The organism is bacterium (assembly GCA_026414725.1).
Taxonomy (GTDB): domain Bacteria; phylum Ratteibacteria; class UBA8468; order B48-G9; family JAFGKM01; genus JAAYXZ01.
The window spans coordinates 18817-34619 of record JAOAIL010000013.1; the positions used below are offsets into that span (position 1 = coordinate 18817).

General features: G+C 35.8%; 18 protein-coding genes and 1 tRNA gene. 1 reads left to right on the top strand and 18 read right to left on the bottom strand.

The genetic code is table 11. The features are described 5' to 3' along the window. Positions 1 to 45: 45 nt before the first annotated feature. Genes N3D17_05540 through N3D17_05555 form a run of 4 tightly spaced genes read right to left on the bottom strand, consistent with a single transcriptional unit; the run spans position 46 to position 3128 of the window. Positions 46 to 891: a nucleotide sugar dehydrogenase gene (locus tag N3D17_05540; protein ID MCX8082840.1), complete on the bottom strand. Its 846-nt coding sequence runs from the start codon at positions 889 to 891 to the stop codon at positions 46 to 48. Next, positions 888 to 1700, bottom strand: coding sequence for a pyrroline-5-carboxylate reductase (gene proC / locus N3D17_05545; protein ID MCX8082841.1), 813 nt, complete (start codon positions 1698 to 1700; stop codon positions 888 to 890). Before proC ends, N3D17_05540 begins: the two co-directional genes overlap by 4 nt. 7 nt (positions 1701 to 1707) lie before the next feature. Further along, positions 1708 to 2448, bottom strand: a complete 741-nt coding sequence (locus tag N3D17_05550) for an ABC transporter ATP-binding protein (protein ID MCX8082842.1) — start codon at positions 2446 to 2448, stop codon at positions 1708 to 1710. 41 nt (positions 2449 to 2489) lie between these two features. Beyond that, positions 2490 to 3128 carry an FtsX-like permease family protein gene (locus N3D17_05555; protein ID MCX8082843.1) on the bottom strand — a complete coding sequence of 213 codons (639 nt, stop codon included), beginning with the start codon at positions 3126 to 3128 and terminating at the stop codon, positions 2490 to 2492. Between the two features lie 84 nt (positions 3129 to 3212). Here N3D17_05555 and N3D17_05560 point away from each other — a divergent pair, with 84 nt between their 5' ends. Further along, positions 3213 to 4361, top strand: coding sequence for a galactokinase (locus N3D17_05560; GenBank protein ID MCX8082844.1), 1149 nt, complete (start codon positions 3213 to 3215; stop codon positions 4359 to 4361). Positions 4362 to 4363: 2 nt separating this feature from the next. Here the strand turns inward: N3D17_05560 and N3D17_05565 are convergent, their stop codons facing one another. From N3D17_05565 to N3D17_05630, 14 genes are all read right to left on the bottom strand, one after another. Beyond that, complete coding sequence (locus tag N3D17_05565; GenBank protein ID MCX8082845.1) at positions 4364 to 5119, bottom strand: sugar phosphate isomerase/epimerase; 756 nt, start codon at positions 5117 to 5119, stop codon at positions 4364 to 4366. An 81-nt stretch (positions 5120 to 5200) separates the two neighbouring features. Then, the gene (locus N3D17_05570) at positions 5201 to 6010 is read right to left on the bottom strand and encodes a sugar phosphate isomerase/epimerase (GenBank protein ID MCX8082846.1); all 810 of its coding nucleotides are present in this window, start codon (positions 6008 to 6010) and stop codon (positions 5201 to 5203) included. Positions 6011 to 6047: 37 nt separating this feature from the next. Beyond that, complete coding sequence (locus tag N3D17_05575; protein MCX8082847.1) at positions 6048 to 6269, bottom strand: 4Fe-4S binding protein; 222 nt, start codon at positions 6267 to 6269, stop codon at positions 6048 to 6050. Continuing rightward, on the bottom strand, positions 6270 to 7052 hold the full coding sequence (locus tag N3D17_05580) for an NAD(+)/NADH kinase (protein MCX8082848.1): 783 nt from the start codon (positions 7050 to 7052) through the stop codon (positions 6270 to 6272). Further along, the gene (gene dxs / locus N3D17_05585; protein ID MCX8082849.1) at positions 7049 to 8875 is read right to left on the bottom strand and encodes a 1-deoxy-D-xylulose-5-phosphate synthase; all 1827 of its coding nucleotides are present in this window, start codon (positions 8873 to 8875) and stop codon (positions 7049 to 7051) included. Before dxs ends, N3D17_05580 begins: the two co-directional genes overlap by 4 nt. Beyond that, positions 8862 to 10220, bottom strand: coding sequence for a tetratricopeptide repeat protein (locus N3D17_05590; protein ID MCX8082850.1), 1359 nt, complete (start codon positions 10218 to 10220; stop codon positions 8862 to 8864). Before N3D17_05590 ends, dxs begins: the two co-directional genes overlap by 14 nt. A 113-nt stretch (positions 10221 to 10333) precedes the next feature. Continuing rightward, positions 10334 to 11203: an ATP phosphoribosyltransferase gene (hisG, locus tag N3D17_05595; GenBank protein ID MCX8082851.1), complete on the bottom strand. Its 870-nt coding sequence runs from the start codon at positions 11201 to 11203 to the stop codon at positions 10334 to 10336. Beyond that, entirely contained in the window at positions 11196 to 12170 is a 975-nt protein-coding gene (locus tag N3D17_05600) for an acetyl-CoA carboxylase carboxyltransferase subunit alpha (GenBank protein MCX8082852.1), read from the bottom strand. The genes hisG and N3D17_05600 overlap by 8 nt, the downstream gene beginning before the upstream one ends. A gap of 2 nt (positions 12171 to 12172) precedes the next feature. After that, entirely contained in the window at positions 12173 to 12694 is a 522-nt protein-coding gene (gatC, locus tag N3D17_05605; protein MCX8082853.1) for an Asp-tRNA(Asn)/Glu-tRNA(Gln) amidotransferase subunit GatC, read from the bottom strand. A 271-nt stretch (positions 12695 to 12965) separates the two neighbouring features. Beyond that, positions 12966 to 13057, bottom strand: a tRNA-Ser gene (locus N3D17_05610). A 130-nt stretch (positions 13058 to 13187) separates the two neighbouring features. Next, entirely contained in the window at positions 13188 to 13982 is a 795-nt protein-coding gene (locus N3D17_05615) for a metallophosphoesterase (protein ID MCX8082854.1), read from the bottom strand. 241 nt (positions 13983 to 14223) lie between these two features. After that, positions 14224 to 14661, bottom strand: a complete 438-nt coding sequence (locus N3D17_05620) for a hypothetical protein (GenBank protein MCX8082855.1) — start codon at positions 14659 to 14661, stop codon at positions 14224 to 14226. Between the two features lie 240 nt (positions 14662 to 14901). Continuing rightward, a complete protein-coding gene (locus N3D17_05625) occupies positions 14902 to 15129 on the bottom strand; it encodes a type II toxin-antitoxin system HicA family toxin (protein ID MCX8082856.1) in 228 nt (75 codons plus the stop codon). Continuing rightward, positions 15126 to 15347, bottom strand: a complete 222-nt coding sequence (locus N3D17_05630; GenBank protein MCX8082857.1) for a type II toxin-antitoxin system HicB family antitoxin — start codon at positions 15345 to 15347, stop codon at positions 15126 to 15128. Before N3D17_05630 ends, N3D17_05625 begins: the two co-directional genes overlap by 4 nt. Positions 15348 to 15803: the final 456 nt, after the last annotated feature.

Genomic DNA, 15803 nt, shown 5'->3' on the forward strand with positions numbered 1-15803 from the left:
TAAACTGTCTATTAAAAGCAGGTGTTATACAATCCCTATCTTTACTCACTGTTTATTTCTTCTTGATACCGCACCTTTTATAACTTCCCAGTTTCTATTTTTTCTTACTTTAAGGTTGGATTTCCATATCTGAATTAACAGTTCCGGGGTATATCCTATTTCTTTTGCAAGATGAATAAGTGCATTAAGGTCTTTAGGTAAACACTTGCCACCAAATCCTAAATCACAATCAGGTCCTGGTACTTTTGTATTCCTGCCTATAAGCGGGTCAAGGATAATAGCATTCCTGACAAATGCCCAGTCAACACCGAGTTTCTGACATATCTGGTAAAGTTCATTGGCTATCATTACTTGCCCTGCAAGTGTAACATTGGCGGCATATTTTATCATCTCTGCTGTTGTCGTATCTGTAATGATATAACGTGCATAGGGAAATACAAGCCGGTATATCTCCTCTACCTTTTTACAGTACTTAATATGACCTCCAATAACCACTCTATCAGTCCTTTCCATATCCGCTAAACTATTTCTTTCTGACAGAAATTCAGGGTTATATACGAGGTGCAAATTATGGAATTTTTTCTGTAGTTTCGCAGTTGTACCCGGAACAATAGTTGAACGTATGACTACTATAGGAAGTTTTTTACGAGGGATATCAACAGCGAGAATACTTTGTAAAGCATCCTCTACACAGGATATATCTATACTGCCATCTTCATACATAGGTGTAGGGACAGCAACAAATAAAACAGGACAGTTTTTTACCACTCGTTCAAGGTTATTATATTCAGGAATATATTTATCATATATAAAGAAGTTTAATTTATCCTTGAAGACATCAACAAATGCCTTTCCTACAACCCCATAACCAATAATCCCTACCTTTTTCATAAATTTCCCCTTAATTCTTTACTTCTTTTTTCTGCCCTTTCAATAACCCTTTTCAAAAGTGATGGAAATTTTTCTTTTTCAAATACTTCAAGCCCTGCAAGTGTTGTACCACCGGGAGAGGTTACCATAGATTTCAGTATGGCAGGTTCTATCCCTGTGTCAAAAAGCATCTTTGCAGAACCATAAAAAAGGTATTTAACTATGAGAGCGGACTGTTTTCTGGTGAGGTGTTTCTCTTCCGCTATTTTCTGAATGGTTTCTGCTATATAAAAAAGAAAGCCAGGACCACTACCAGAAATTGCTGTAATTGTATCAAACATCCTTTCAGGAAGTTTTAATACAATACCCAATGGAGAAAAGATATCTTCTACTATCTTACAGTATTTTTTAGCATATCTACCATTACAGTAAGCAATAATACCTGCCTTAACCTTTACATTGATATTTGGCATTACCCTTATTATAGGTATGGCTTTTTTACCGATAATTTTTTCAATCTTTTCTGTTGATAGTCCTGCTGCTATAGATATTATAACCTTGGAAGGGGTAAGAATATCCTTTATCTCAGAGATAACATCTTTTACATTATTGGGCTTAACCGCTATGATAATGATATCTGACTTTTCTGTAAGGTTTCTGTTGTCAGAAGATAAGACACCAAATTTCTTTTTAATTTTATTTACATTTTGCTTTCTTACATCTGATACATATACACTGGAAGGTGGATATAGCCCTGTTGATACAATTGCATCTATGAGGATAGACCCCATATTACCACATCCAATAATTCCAATCCCCTTTTTTTTCATAGATACATTATCCTGCCTCTTCTCCTTCCACTTCACCTACCTTTATGGTTATATTTTCTCTGTCTTCAACCCGTTCTATCAAACCATCTCTGAGCCATATAACACGGTCTGATACATCTAACATTTTGAGGTCATGCGTAGCAGTTATGATACTTACTCCTTTTTCTCTATTCATCTCTCGTAGAAGATTTATAATCTCTTTACCTGTTTTCAGGTCAAGGTTTCCTGTGGGTTCATCTGCAAGAATGATTGCAGGGTCATTCGCCAGTGCTCTGGCAATAGCAACTCTTTGTTGTTGTCCTCCTGAAAGTTCAAAGGGTTTATGGTTGATTCTGTGTCCAAGTCCAACGGTCTCAAGTAATCCCTTTGCCTTTTCTCTCGCATCATCTGTTGAAAGTCCTCCAAATATCATAGGCAACATAACATTTTCAAGAGCACTCATTACAGGGATAAGGTTAAATGTCTGGAATATATAGCCAATCTTTCTGCACCTTAACCATGCAAGTTCATAGGCATCAAGTTGTGCAATATCAACCTCATCAATATATACCTTCCCTTCAGATGGTTTATCAAGTCCCCCTATCATATTAAATAGGGTGGTTTTACCACTGCCAGAAGGACCCATTATGGATATGTATTCACCTTTAAGTATTTCAAGGTCAATACCTTTAAGAACATGAAGGGGCACCTTACCTAATATAAAACTCTTTTTTACTCCTATTGTTCTGACTATTGCTTCCTTTGGCATTTTCTCCCCCTTGTATTTAACATTTCTGTTAAGTTAATATATTAAACTTCTCTTCTTATTGCTTCAGCCGGTTCCATTTTAGCAGATACATATGCAGGATAAAGTGCACCAACAACTGCAAGGAATGTCCCTAGCAGGATACTTAAAAGCATATATTTTAATATAGTACCTCCAGGGAAAAGTTTGATAATAAGTATCCCATACTGTATAAGATATACCACAGTCATTGTAAGTATACCTATTAGAGCCCCTGCAATTGAACCCACGATACCATGAGCAAGAGATTCAAGAAGAAAGAGTTCAACAATAAACTTATCAAGTGCACCAAGACACTTCATTGTTCCTATTTCTCTGGACCTTTCTGTAACAGACATAAGCATAGCATTGACAATTCCAACAGTACATACGAGAAGAGAAAGAGAGACCAGCCATACCTGTCTTGTTTTCATCTCTACAATATCTGCCATCAACAGAACCTTGATTTCCTCAGGTCCTTTTTGTATCAAACTCATTGTAAAGGCATTCCCTGTAAGTACAGACATTAAAAAGGCAATACCTAACAGAATGGACATAGTTATAATAATTGCCCTTCCAAAACGCACCCGCATATTCCTGAAACTCATCTGTACAGCATTTTTCAATGGTAAAGATAGTTGCTTTTCTATCTTTTTCTGTTCCATAAATCTCCTTTTGTTAATTATTTTATACCAATTTATTAAAAAATAAAAGTGTAAATTGTTCTTAAAAAGTGTTATAATTTTTCTATGAAAGAACAGATACAAAAGATATTTTTAGAAAACTTTGGTACAGGAGATATTATTACAATTACCACACCGGCAAGGGCAAATTTAATAGGGGAGCATATTGATTATCAGGGTGGTTATGTTTTACCTATAGGAGTGGATAGATTTATATATACTTCTGGGAGAAAAAGGCAGGATAACAAAATAAAACTTATTTCCTTTAACTACAATCAGTCATTTGAAACAGATACAGAGCATATTTTTTATCAGAAGGACTACCACTGGGCAAACTATATTCTCGGTGTCTTAAATGAGTTTAAAAAATTAGGGATAGAAGTCCCGGGGTTAGAGATTGTTATCGGTGGAAATATACCGGTGGGAAGCGGACTGAGTTCTTCAGCAGCGGTTGAGATATCCATAGCAGTGCTGTTTAAGAAGATTACAGGTATAGACCTTGAACCAATGGAGATTATAAAACTTGCAAGAAGGGCAGAGAATGAATTTGTAGGGGTTTCCTGTGGAATAATGGACCAGTTCTCTATATACCTTGCAAAAAAAGAGAGTGCAATTCTTATAAACTGTAAAACACTTGAATATAAGTATGCACCTTTATCAACAGGAAACTTAAAATTTTTGCTTGTAGATACTAAGAAAGAAAGGAGTTTATCTTCTTCTGTTTATAACAAGCGTGTTGTCTCTGTGAAGGAAGCAGTAAATATAATAAAACAATATAAGGATATTGAATTTCTGACAGACCTTGATGATATTACTCCTTATAAAAATATACTTTCAGAGGAGGTCTGGAAGAGGGCACTGCATATAGTTGAAGAAAATAATAGAGTTATGGAAGCAGTGCAATGTCTTGAAAAAAATGATTTTGATGGTTTTGGAAGTTTGATGTATCAGTCCCATAAAAGTTTAAAGGAACTTTATGAGGTAAGTTGCGAAGAACTTGATTTCATTGTAGGATTTTCAAAAAATTTTGAAGGAGTAAAAGGAGCACGGCTTACAGGTGCAGGTATGGGTGGCTGCTGCCTTGTTCTTCTGGAAGAAAATACAATTCCAGAATTTATTGCAGAACTTACCTTTATGTATGAACGGACATTCAGGATGAAACCCGCGTTCTACACTGTCCAGCCGGTTGATGGTGCGTTATACCAGAATTCCTAAAATCACACCTTAAGACCCATTGAAATAAGAAAGTCAAAACTTCTTTTTAATGATTCAAAAGCATCTATTGTGGGAGTGTCCATCTCCACGAGACAGTATCTTGCTTTTGCTTTTTTTGCACTCTTTATTATCCTTTCCCAGTTTAAGTTCCCTTCTCCAATAGGTGGCATTACCTGGTTATTATCTATCATTCCCATATCCTTAAAGTGTAGTTGACTGCATCTACCAGAGAACTTCTCTATCCAGTATGCAGGGTCTCCACCACCATACTGAACCCAGTATGTATCAATCTCTGCTTCCATTCCCTTACATTTCTCTAAAAGTATCTCAAGTCCTGTCTTCCCATCATATCTCTGAAATTCTACACCATGATTGTGATATCCAAAGGCAAGACCAGTCCCTTTCAATTTTTTTATTACTTTTGTAAATTCCTCTGCTACTTTGAGATACCCTTCTTTATTATGGAGTTCCCATGGTATTCCAGGACAAATAATTGCTTCACAACCGAGGATTTTATGTTCTTCTATTGCTGCATCTACTTCTTTCAATAACCTATTATAATCAATATGTGTAGAACATGGATATAGGCCATTGTCATCAAGAAGTTTTTTCATCTCTTTTACATCTTTTGGTTCTGCCATCCCTGATATCTGTACTACCTTATAACCTATATTCCTTACTTTTTTCAATGTCTCTGCTGTATCTTTTACTGTTCCACAATAATCTCTAAGTGTATACATCTGCACGCCAACTCTCATTATCTCCTCCTTGTTTTTTATTTAAAAAAATCCCACCTTTAATTCTCTTTTCCACACAGGGAAAGAGTTAAAGGGAGAAGGTTATATCCCTATCTTTTTTTCAAGGGCTCTCAAGAAGTCCCTCGCTTTTATTATGTCTGCTTCCGGGTTGTCCCCTACTTCCCTTTCAATGGTGAAAAATCCAGTATATCCAATCTCCTTCATCGCCTTCAAATACTCTGGAAAGTTTACATCTCCTTCACCCAGTGGAAGTTCCTTCCATCTCTTCTTACCGTCCTCATCAGGTAGTTTTATCCCATCCTTCGCATGTGTATGTACAATGTAGTCCTTCAGAGTATAAACTCCTTTTACAGGGTCATCTCCTATAACCATTACAAGATTGGCAGGGTCATAGTTCACTTTCAGCCCAGGGTTTCCAATTGTGTCAAGAAGTTTTTTAAGAAGTTCTGCTGTCTCCGGTCCTGTCTCTGTCGCAAGATATACCCCTTTATTATATGCATATGTCCCTACCTCTGGTAATGACTCTATCATTGTCTTCCACGCAATATCATCTGTGTCTTCAGGAACTACTCCTATATGTGTCGTTACTACATTTACTCCGAGGTCTACCGCAAGGTCTATTACCTCTTTTGTCCTCTCTATCCTCCAGTCAATCGTCTTAGGGTCTGCAAATCCATGTCCTCCAAAGTCCCCTACAATAGCAGAAATCTTTAACCCGAGACGTTCTACCAGTGCCTTTAAGTCCTCCCTCCCTGTCTTTGAGAGATTTTTAGGGTCTAAGTCCCCATATGTCACATATGGCTGGATTCCATCCAACTTTAACTCCGCTGCCTTCTTTATCCCTTCCTTTATAGGGACCCTAAAACAATCAGGTATTACACCTATCTTCATAACTCCTCCGGTAATTAAATTAAAGGACCTTAAAATACTAATCGTTATTTTTCTTCAGAATTTCTATTGCAACATCGGGGCATATAATAACACATCTCTGACATCCATTGCAACTGTTCTTTCCCTCTCCTTCTGGTTCAATATAGTGGTAGCCCATCTTATTAAATAGTTTTGATATACAGAACATCTTTTGCTTGCATACCTCTATACAGAGACCACATCCCTTACACCTTTCTTTTTTTACATTTACAATAAACATTCAACTCCCCCAGTGAAATTTTGACTTCAGTTTACTGAAAAAGGCAGTATCATCTATAATAATATTCACCCTCTTTTTTGACTTTTTGATAACTATTTTATCAGAGGTGCTTACCTGTATCTCCCTCTGTCCGTCAATAGCAATAAGTGCGTCTGGTGAGACATCAATAGAGATGGTCTCGTCTGAAGGAATTATCACAGGGCGCCAGCACAGGGTATGGGGTGCTACAGGAACTATCAGCAGGCATTTTGTATCAGGGGATATTACAGGTCCATATGCAGAAAGGGAGTGTGCGGTAGAACCAGTAGGGGTAGAAACAATAACTCCATCACATCTTAATCTGCTGAATATCTCTTCGTTTTTAGAAAGGACAGAGATATCTATAATCCTTATTCCTTTTCTGAATACAACAATTTCATTAAGGCAGAAGTCCTTCAATATCTTGTTCCCTTTTCTTATACTAATCTCTAACAGTATCCTTTTAGATGTCTTAAATTTACCAATGAGCACCTTTTTTAGATTTTCCTCTATATCATCGGAACTATGTGTTAGGAAACCCACCTTTCCGTATTTAATTCCATATACAAAAGTATTAATATCTTTTGTAAGATGAACTCCCTTTAAAAATGTCCCATCTCCTCCCATAGTGATGATTAAATCCACATCTTCAGGGCTATCTTCTACAACTGCCCCATATCTTTTCAATATACCCTCTACCTTTGTCCGCTCTTTTTCTATGCCTTTGATTTTAGGGTTATGTAAGATAAAGACATTCTTAATCATAGTCCTCCCTTTATAAAACTCTTTATCCTCTCTGCTATCTGTTCTTCACTCAGACCATATTTCTTTAAAAGGAGTTCTCTTTTCCCCTGTTCAATAAAAGTGTCCGGCAACCCGATTCTTAAGATGTCTTTACTGCAATTGAAATATTCTAATATAGATGAACCAAAACCACCGGATATAGTATTTTCCTCCACAGTAACAATTCTGTCAAAAGAATTTATCTCATTCAGCAGTGCTTCATCAGGTGGTTTTACCATATCAACAGGCAGACAGGATACATAGATATTTTCTTTTTCAAGAATATCACATGCCTTTATAGAATATTCTGCCATACTTCCACAGGCAAGAATAACTGTATTGCTGCCATCGTGTTTTACAGGTAGTAGTTTTTCAGGAAGTTTTCCCCTCGGGTATCTGATAAAACAGGGATATTTTTCATTGAGAGAGTTTGTTATAATATATTCAAGGTTTGCCATACTGTAAGGAGTAAATATTTTTAAATCAGGCAGTGTCCGCAGGAAAGAGATATCAAATATCCCTTGATGTGTTGGTCCATCTTCTCCTACTATACCTGCCCTGTCAATGAGAAATACCACAGGAAGTTTTTGAAGACATATATCATGGAATATCTGGTCATAACATCTCTGCAGGAATGTTGAATACATAGCTATGAATACCTTCATTCCTGCTTTAGCAAGACCCCCTGCAAATGTTACACAGTGTCCCTCTGCAATACCAACATCAAAAAATCTTTCAGGAAACTTTTTTGCAAAACCCTCCAGTCCTAACCCCTTTTCCATTGCTGCCGTAAGAACAACAATTCTGCTATTCGTTTCTCCTAAATTTTCAAGTATCTTCCCCACAGAGATTCCTGCTGATTGGTTTGAGATACTTATCCCGGACCCTGTCTTTATGTCAAAAGGACCTGTACTATGGAAGTCATCAGGTCTTTCTTCTGCAAATCTGTATCCCTTACCTTTTCTTGTAATGGTATGCAGTATAACAGGTTCTTTTATCTCTTTTATATTATTAAGTATCTCAACCAATTCCTGGAGGTTATGCCCATCTATTGGACCGAAATAATGGAGTCCTAACTTTTCAAAGAATACACCAGGGACTATAAGATACTTTGCTCTTTTCTCAAGGTCCTTTGCTAAATGGATTATATTTTCTCCCATCCCCGGTATTTTTTTTAGCACCTCCATAAACTCTTTTTTGGGTTTATTAAGAAAAGGGGAGGTTATCAATTTTGTAAGATAGTATGATAAAGCACCTTTTGTAGGGGAGATAGACATCCTGTTGTCGTTAAGGATTATTAAAAGTTCTTTACCGAGCGAGCCGAGGAAGTTCAGTCCTTCAAATGTAAGTCCATTGGTAAGAGAACCATCACCTATGACTGCAATTACCTTACCTCTATCATTAAAAAAGTCCTGTCCTGTTTTAAGTCCTGTTGCAGATGATATAGCAGTCCCTGCATGTCCTGTCTTAAAAATATCTCTTATATCCTCTTCAGGAGAAGGGAAACCAGATATACCTTCGTATTCCCTTAATGCTGAAAATTTTTCATATCTACCTGTAAGCAGTTTATGAACATAGCACTGGTGTCCCACATCCCAGATAATTTTATCTGGCGGGATATCAAACACCCTGTGCATGGCAAGTGTAAGTTCAACAATACCGAGATTGGAGGACAGATGCCCCCCTTTTTTAGAGACCGTTTCTATAATCACCTGTCTTATTTCAGACGCAAGTGTCTCTATCTCTTTTATAGAAAGTTTTTTAAGGAGGTCTGGTTGTTGAGAGACCTTTTCAATCAGAGCCATTTTGGGAAATTTTTTCTTTTATTTTATTAATGATTTTACTTATTTCCTCTTTTTTACTTATCTCATATGCCTTTGTAAACCAGAGAAGAGCACTTTCATACTCTTTAAGGTTCATATATACATATCCGAGGTGTTCATACACTTCAGCATCCTTTTCTTTCTCTACTGCTTTTTCAAGATAACTCTTAGCAATTGTATATTTTCCCATTTTATAGTATGCCCAGCCCAAACTATCTAAAAATGCGCCATTATCCGGCTCAATTTTACACGCTTTCTTAATCATTTCATATGCCTCTTTTATATTTCTATCCTGAATAAGATATGTATAACCCAGATAGTTGAGAGCCATAGCATTATCAGGGTTCAACTCTATGGCTTTCTTCATCTCTGCTTCCATTTTTTCTTTCTGTTCTTTCTTATCATAAATGACACCTAAATAGAACCTCGTATTTGACAGGTCCTCAATCTCAATGCTTTGTCGTAGTACTTCTTCTGCTTTATCATAGTTATTCTCATCCATATATATTATTCCCAAAAACTGATAGAGATGTGCTGACTTTATACCATTTCTTATTGCTTCTTCAAGATAATACTTTGCCTTATCTTTGTTCCCTTCTGAATAATAAGCACTGGCGAGAAATGAGTAAGAGATAATTTCAGAAGGATTTAGAGATACCGCTTTTTCAAAACATTTAAGTGCTTCATTTTTCCTTCCGAGATTATCATATAGAAGCCCGAGAGAAAAATATCCTTTCCAGAAAAAAGGGGCAAGTTCTACTGATTTTAAATACTCTTTTTCTGCTTCATCTTTCTTCCTGAGCCGTTCAAGGATATTCCCGTAGTTATAATGAAAAAGGTAATTTTCAGGGAATACATCAACAAGATATTTATAATGCCTTTCTGCATCCTCCAGACGATTCATTCCTGCATACAGGTCGCAAAGAATCATCCTTATAGAGTAGTTTTCTTTATCCAGTGCAAGCCCTCGCTCCATATAGATAACAGCGAGATTATAGTTTTTCTCTAATAGATAAGAAAATCCGAGTCCGAAGAGTGCTTCATACCTTTTAGGGTCAATCCTTATGGCTCTGAAAAAACATTGCTTTGCTGATGGAATATCCTGTTTCTTAAGATAGAGGTTTCCCAGTTTCACATAGAGATAACTATCCTCTCCTGCCTTATGAATAGTTTGTTTATAATAATGGATAGCATCGTCTATTCTGTTTTCTCTCTCAGCAATAACTCCATAGGCATAAATATCCCTCCCCTTATATGAATGTGGTATATGGGCACATCCAGAAATAAGGATGGATAATAACACAATCTCTGTAAATATATAACGCATATTTATCTTTTTCTCTTCTTATGTCTTAATGCTGCTCTTCTCTTTTTCCTTTTGTGTGTCTTTATCTTCCTTCTTTTCCTTTTCCTTCCACACGGCATAGACATCTCCTTTTTTTATATCACTTTGTTCAACGGGTATTCTACAATCCCCTGTGCACCACGTCTTTTAAGTTCAGGTATTAGAACTTTTGCTGTTTTTTTGTCAATAATGGTTTCCACAGCAACCCATTTTCTATCTGTGAGTGGGGATACCGTTGGTTTTTTCATTGCAGGCAGTATCTTTATAATCTCTTCAAGTTTTCCACACTCAACATTCATTTTCAGTCCTACCTTCCCTTCTGCCTCAAGAGCACCTTTTAACAGCAAAGCAATATTTTCAAGTTTTTCTCTTTTCCATTTATCTTTCCATGAGTTCTTGTTTGCTATAAGTTTTGGTGCGGATTCCATCAATACATCAACTATCTTAAGGTTATGAGAAATAAGGGTGCTGCCTGTTTCTGTGATTTCAACAATAGCATCTACGAGAGTCCCTGCTTTTATTTCTGTGGCGCCGTAAGAGAATTCTACCTTTGCATTAACCTTATATTTCTTAAGATAGTCCTTTGTGAGATTGACAAGTTCTGTGGCTATTATCTTTCCTTTCAGGTCTTTAGGTCCTTTTATCTTTGAGTTCTGTGGAACTGCAAGTACAATCTTTACAGGTCTGAATCCCTGTTTAGAATACTTTAATTCACATACCTCAACAATTTTTACCCTGTTTTCTCTTATCCAGTCATTACCTGATATACCTGCGTCAAATGCACCCATCTCCACATACTTTGGTATCTCCTGTGCCCTTAGAAGTACACCTTCAATATCAGGGTCATCTGTGGAAAAGTAATAACTCCTGCTTCCAGCATATATCTGAAAACCAGCATGTTGAAAGAGTGTAAATGTTGATTCCTGCAAAGACCCTTTTGGTAAAGCAAGTTTCAGTTTATTCATTTTTCCCTTCTCCTTCACTCCAGAACCCTATCTTTCTGTACTTCTGGTATCTTAACTCTACAAGTTGTTCAATCCTCATTGTCTTAAGGTCTCTTATAGTCCCATCAATGGCTGTTGCAGTCAGTTCAAATGTTTTTCCCCAGTCCCTGTGAGCACCTCCCAGTGGTTCAGGGATGATAGCATCTATTACACCGAGGTCTAAAAGTGCCCTTGCAGTCAGTTTAAGGGATTTTGCTGCCTCTTCCACTGCTGACTGACTTTTCCATAATATAGAGGCACATCCCTCAGGGGAGATTACAGAATATATGGAATATTCCTGCATCAGAATTCTATCACCTACACCTATACCCAGTGCACCACCACTTCCACCCTCTCCTATTATTATACAGATAATAGGTGTATTCAACAGCGCCATCTCAAGAAGGTTTTCTGCTATTACAAGTGCCTGTCCCTCTTCCTCTGCTTTGATATCAGGGTTCGCTCCAGGTGTATCTATGAAAGTGATGACAGGGATATGCAGCTTTTCTGCTAATTTCATTATCCTTCGTGCTTTTCTATAACCGGCAGGATGTGCCATCCCAAATTTTCTGTAAAGATTTTCTTTTGTATCCCTGCCTTTCTGTTGCCCCACAATACCAACAGGTATGCCCCTGAATTTACCCAGTCCTGTGATAATAGCAGTATCATCCTCGCTTACCCTGTCCCCGTGGAGTTCAATAAATTCCTCAAAGATATTTTCTATATAGTCCAGTGTATGTGGTCTGTTTGGATGCCTTGATAACTGGACAATCTGCCAGTCAGTGATATTTGAAAATATCTCTTTTGTTTTTTCGGATAGTTGTTGTTTTAAAAGAACAATATCTTCTGCATTTTCAGCCGCACCGTTTTTCCTACCTTTCTGTAATAGTTCTATCTTCTTCTCTATATCTTCCAGTGGTTTTTCAAAGTCAAGATATTTTCTTTCCATTTTTATATAATCCTCGGCACCTTAAAAAAATTATCTTCCCTTTCAGGTGCTCCGGAGAGTATATCTTCCGCACTTTTAGATTCTTTTACCTTATCTTCACGAAATACATTTGTTATAGAGATATCTCCTGATGTGTTTATCTTTGCTTCAATTTTAGAAAGTTTAGAGACATACTCAATAATATCAGCCAGTTCCTTTGTAAGATGTTGTTTTTCTTCCTCTGATAAGGAGATACGTGCCAGATTTGATAAATACTCCACAATCTCCTTTCCTATTCCAGAATCTTTTTCCATAAAAGATAGTATAAGCCCAACTGCCTCAAAAGTCAATTTATCGTACAGATAGTGATGTAATACATTAATATGTTTTCCCTCACCTTTTCCTCGCCCTTGAGGGAAGAGGGGTGCCGATGCGATGAATAAAGAGCATCGTCTGGCACTCCCACTGAGTTGGTGAGGGGGATGAACGAAGCCCATCAGGGCAAGATAGGTAAGGGTGAGACCTTCCTGTACTTTCCACCCCATCTAATTTCCCTCCTACCTCATATGAGGAGGAATTGTCTTTCTCTCTCTACCCGACGGAGAGAGGGATTAGGTTGAGGAATAAGAAGGAAATATAGTCCTTAATGGAGGGAGGAGTCATTACCTTTTTACTTCTATAACGGATTTAGTACCCTCAAATTCTACATTTATGGACAGGAAAGACAGGGATATTTGAAATTAATTGGGTATAACTGGTAGGTATTGTTGAATCTTTTTCATAGGAGGATACACTATCCTGTAATAACCCTTTAAGCGGAGGGGGTGGGATTCGAACCCACGGTACCGCCTTTCGACGATACAACGGATTAGCAATCCGCCGCATTAGGCCATCTATGCTACCCCTCCAGTGCAGAAACACTAATATTATACCCTGTATACCTGAAAAATAAAAAAGGTGAAATGTTTCTTATATGAGAGATTATTCTAACGAATAGTACAGAAGGTAGAAAAAGTTCACTCCTATTTATATTGTTTGTTATCTAATGGGAATCATCTTTACTTTTATATTATTGTCAGTGATGGTAATGAGACAGAAATGGTGTACTTTTATACCAGGAGACGGATGGTCATAAAGTGGTGCTCCACCTCCTCCAGATACCACTTGAAGAATGCCATCCTGAATACTATTATGAAAACAATGGTCATGCCCAGCGAATATCGCATTTACTCCATTTTTTTTGAACAGAGTAAGTAATTGGTAAAAATTTTCTTTCTTCATATGGCTTTTGTGAATTACAGGAAATAAAGGTCTATGCATGCAGATGAATTTCATAGACGCATTTTTTTGTAATTCTTTTTCCAGCCATAACAATTGCTTATCTTCTATATTACCTTCATGTCCTATCTCTTCAGTATCCAGAATAATAAATAGACAATTTTTATATTCAAAACTATAATAGGTATTTCTTAATTTTTCTTTATATATATTTTCTATTTCTTTATGACCAGAAATCTCTTCATTTCCAACAACATTGTATACTGGAAAATATAATTGGTTGATACATTTTAAGTATTGATTTAATTGTAATTTGTAAATTAATGAACTGGAATTGGCTCTAACGATATCTCCGAGATTTATAGCAAAAGCGACTTCGTCTTTGTAACAATTCATCTCCTGAATCATTTTTTTGAAAACTTTTGGTTGAGATATACTTGAAGATGAATGTGCCCTATTATCTCCAAAAATAATAAACGAGAAATTCCTGATAGAAGTGGATGCAAAAGCAATGGCATATAGATAAAAAAATATTACAACATAAAGTTTTCTCATTGTATATATATCAATTCTTCCTCATTCCAGAAATTAAAATTGTATATATTTTACTCTAAATATCCCTTAGTTATCAATTTCGTGTTATCCCTTATAGAAAATCTCTCTGAAAAATGATTGAGTAAAACCTATATGCAAAAACCAAATTCTAACACTAAAGGGGGAGAAATGGAAAGACCTGTCGCAATCCCCTATGAGCGGGTCATGATTTTATTTAGATTGTAAATTTTTAAAGATAACATTATTCACTGTCAGAGTTTTCTTTTTCTGTGGGAAATGGAGGTAATCCTTTTCTCAAATTTGGTAATGCAATATTTATCACAAACAAAGGAGATTGATCTTTATAGATAGGATAATCTTTGTAAAATTTATCTATACATTCTTGTACTTGGTCATACCTCATTCCTTCCAGATCTTTAAGTATCTTATTACCTCTCTCAAATCCTAATACCATACCCATTTGTAAACCATCAAAATATCCTCTCACATATCCAAAACGATATGAGTTATTGTTTAATAAATATTCTTCTGTCTGCGTATATGTGATTGAATATCCCAAAGGAACTTTTATTACAGGTCTAATTGTGCCAGTTTCTGTTTCTTCTTTTGAGTTTAAAACTACACTAACTAAACCAATCAATAACAAAAGAATTAAACTAATTACAAATTTTTTATTCATTTCCCCCCTTTTTTAACCTCCTTTCTTCGTTTTTACTATATTATCAATTCTTCGGGATTTTTAAAAATTAATATTTAATTTTTAAAAAATATATAGTGCTTCACTTAAATGGATAGCCACTATTTTTTATTATAGTATAGGTTTTATAGTATAGGTTTTATTGTATAATAGAAAAATGCCCAAAATATAAAAATATGAGAAAAATTACTAGCTTCTCTGAAGAGTGTCTTTCTTTTTTAACTAGAGAAGTTTTTTAAATTCATCAATAGTTAAACTTGCATCTTTAAGAATACTTTTTAAAACTTTTGGATGTAGAATTTTATCAGAATGATAAGGGACTGTTACTCTTTTACCTTCATTATTTTTGTATATCTTATGACTTCCACTTTGTCTGGAAAGAAAAAATCCTATTTTCTCTAAAACTTTTATAACTTCTTTTGCTTTTACTCTGGGAAGTTTTTCACTCATAAAGAGATTTCCATTAGAGTTAAACTTACATTTTCTGGCTGGGGAATTTCTTCTTTATTTTCAATTCTATCTTCTATGTGGAGATGTATTGCATCTTTAATATTTTCTACAACCTCTTCATATGTATCACCTTGAGTATAACAACCTTGAAGTTCGGGACAAAAAGCAAAGTATCCATCTTTATCTTTTTCTATGATTACTGAAAATTTATATTTCATTTTTAAAACTCCTTTTATTTAATTTTACTCCCAGAAAATAAAAAAGTAAAACTTAAATTTAAAAATTTATAATATGAATACATCCATTTTAGTATTTTTAAAACCTGTTAAACTATTATATGTCAATGATTTCAACTCATTGGGGTTAATACTATATATTGTTGTGCCATATTTGTGCCAAAATTGTGTTAAAAACTGTGAAATTGGGATAAAAATTGGTAAAACAAAGAATTTGTTGGTTTTTTTAGGATTTTTAGAAATGATACAGAACGGATTAGCAATCCGCCGCATTAGGCCATCTATGCTACCCCTCCAGTGCAGAAACACTAATATTATACCCTGTATACCTGAAAAATAAAAAAATAATACCATATCTCAGAGAAAATCTCTCTGAAAAATGATTGAGTAAAACCTATATGCAAAAACCAAATTCTAACACTAAAGGGGGAGAAATGG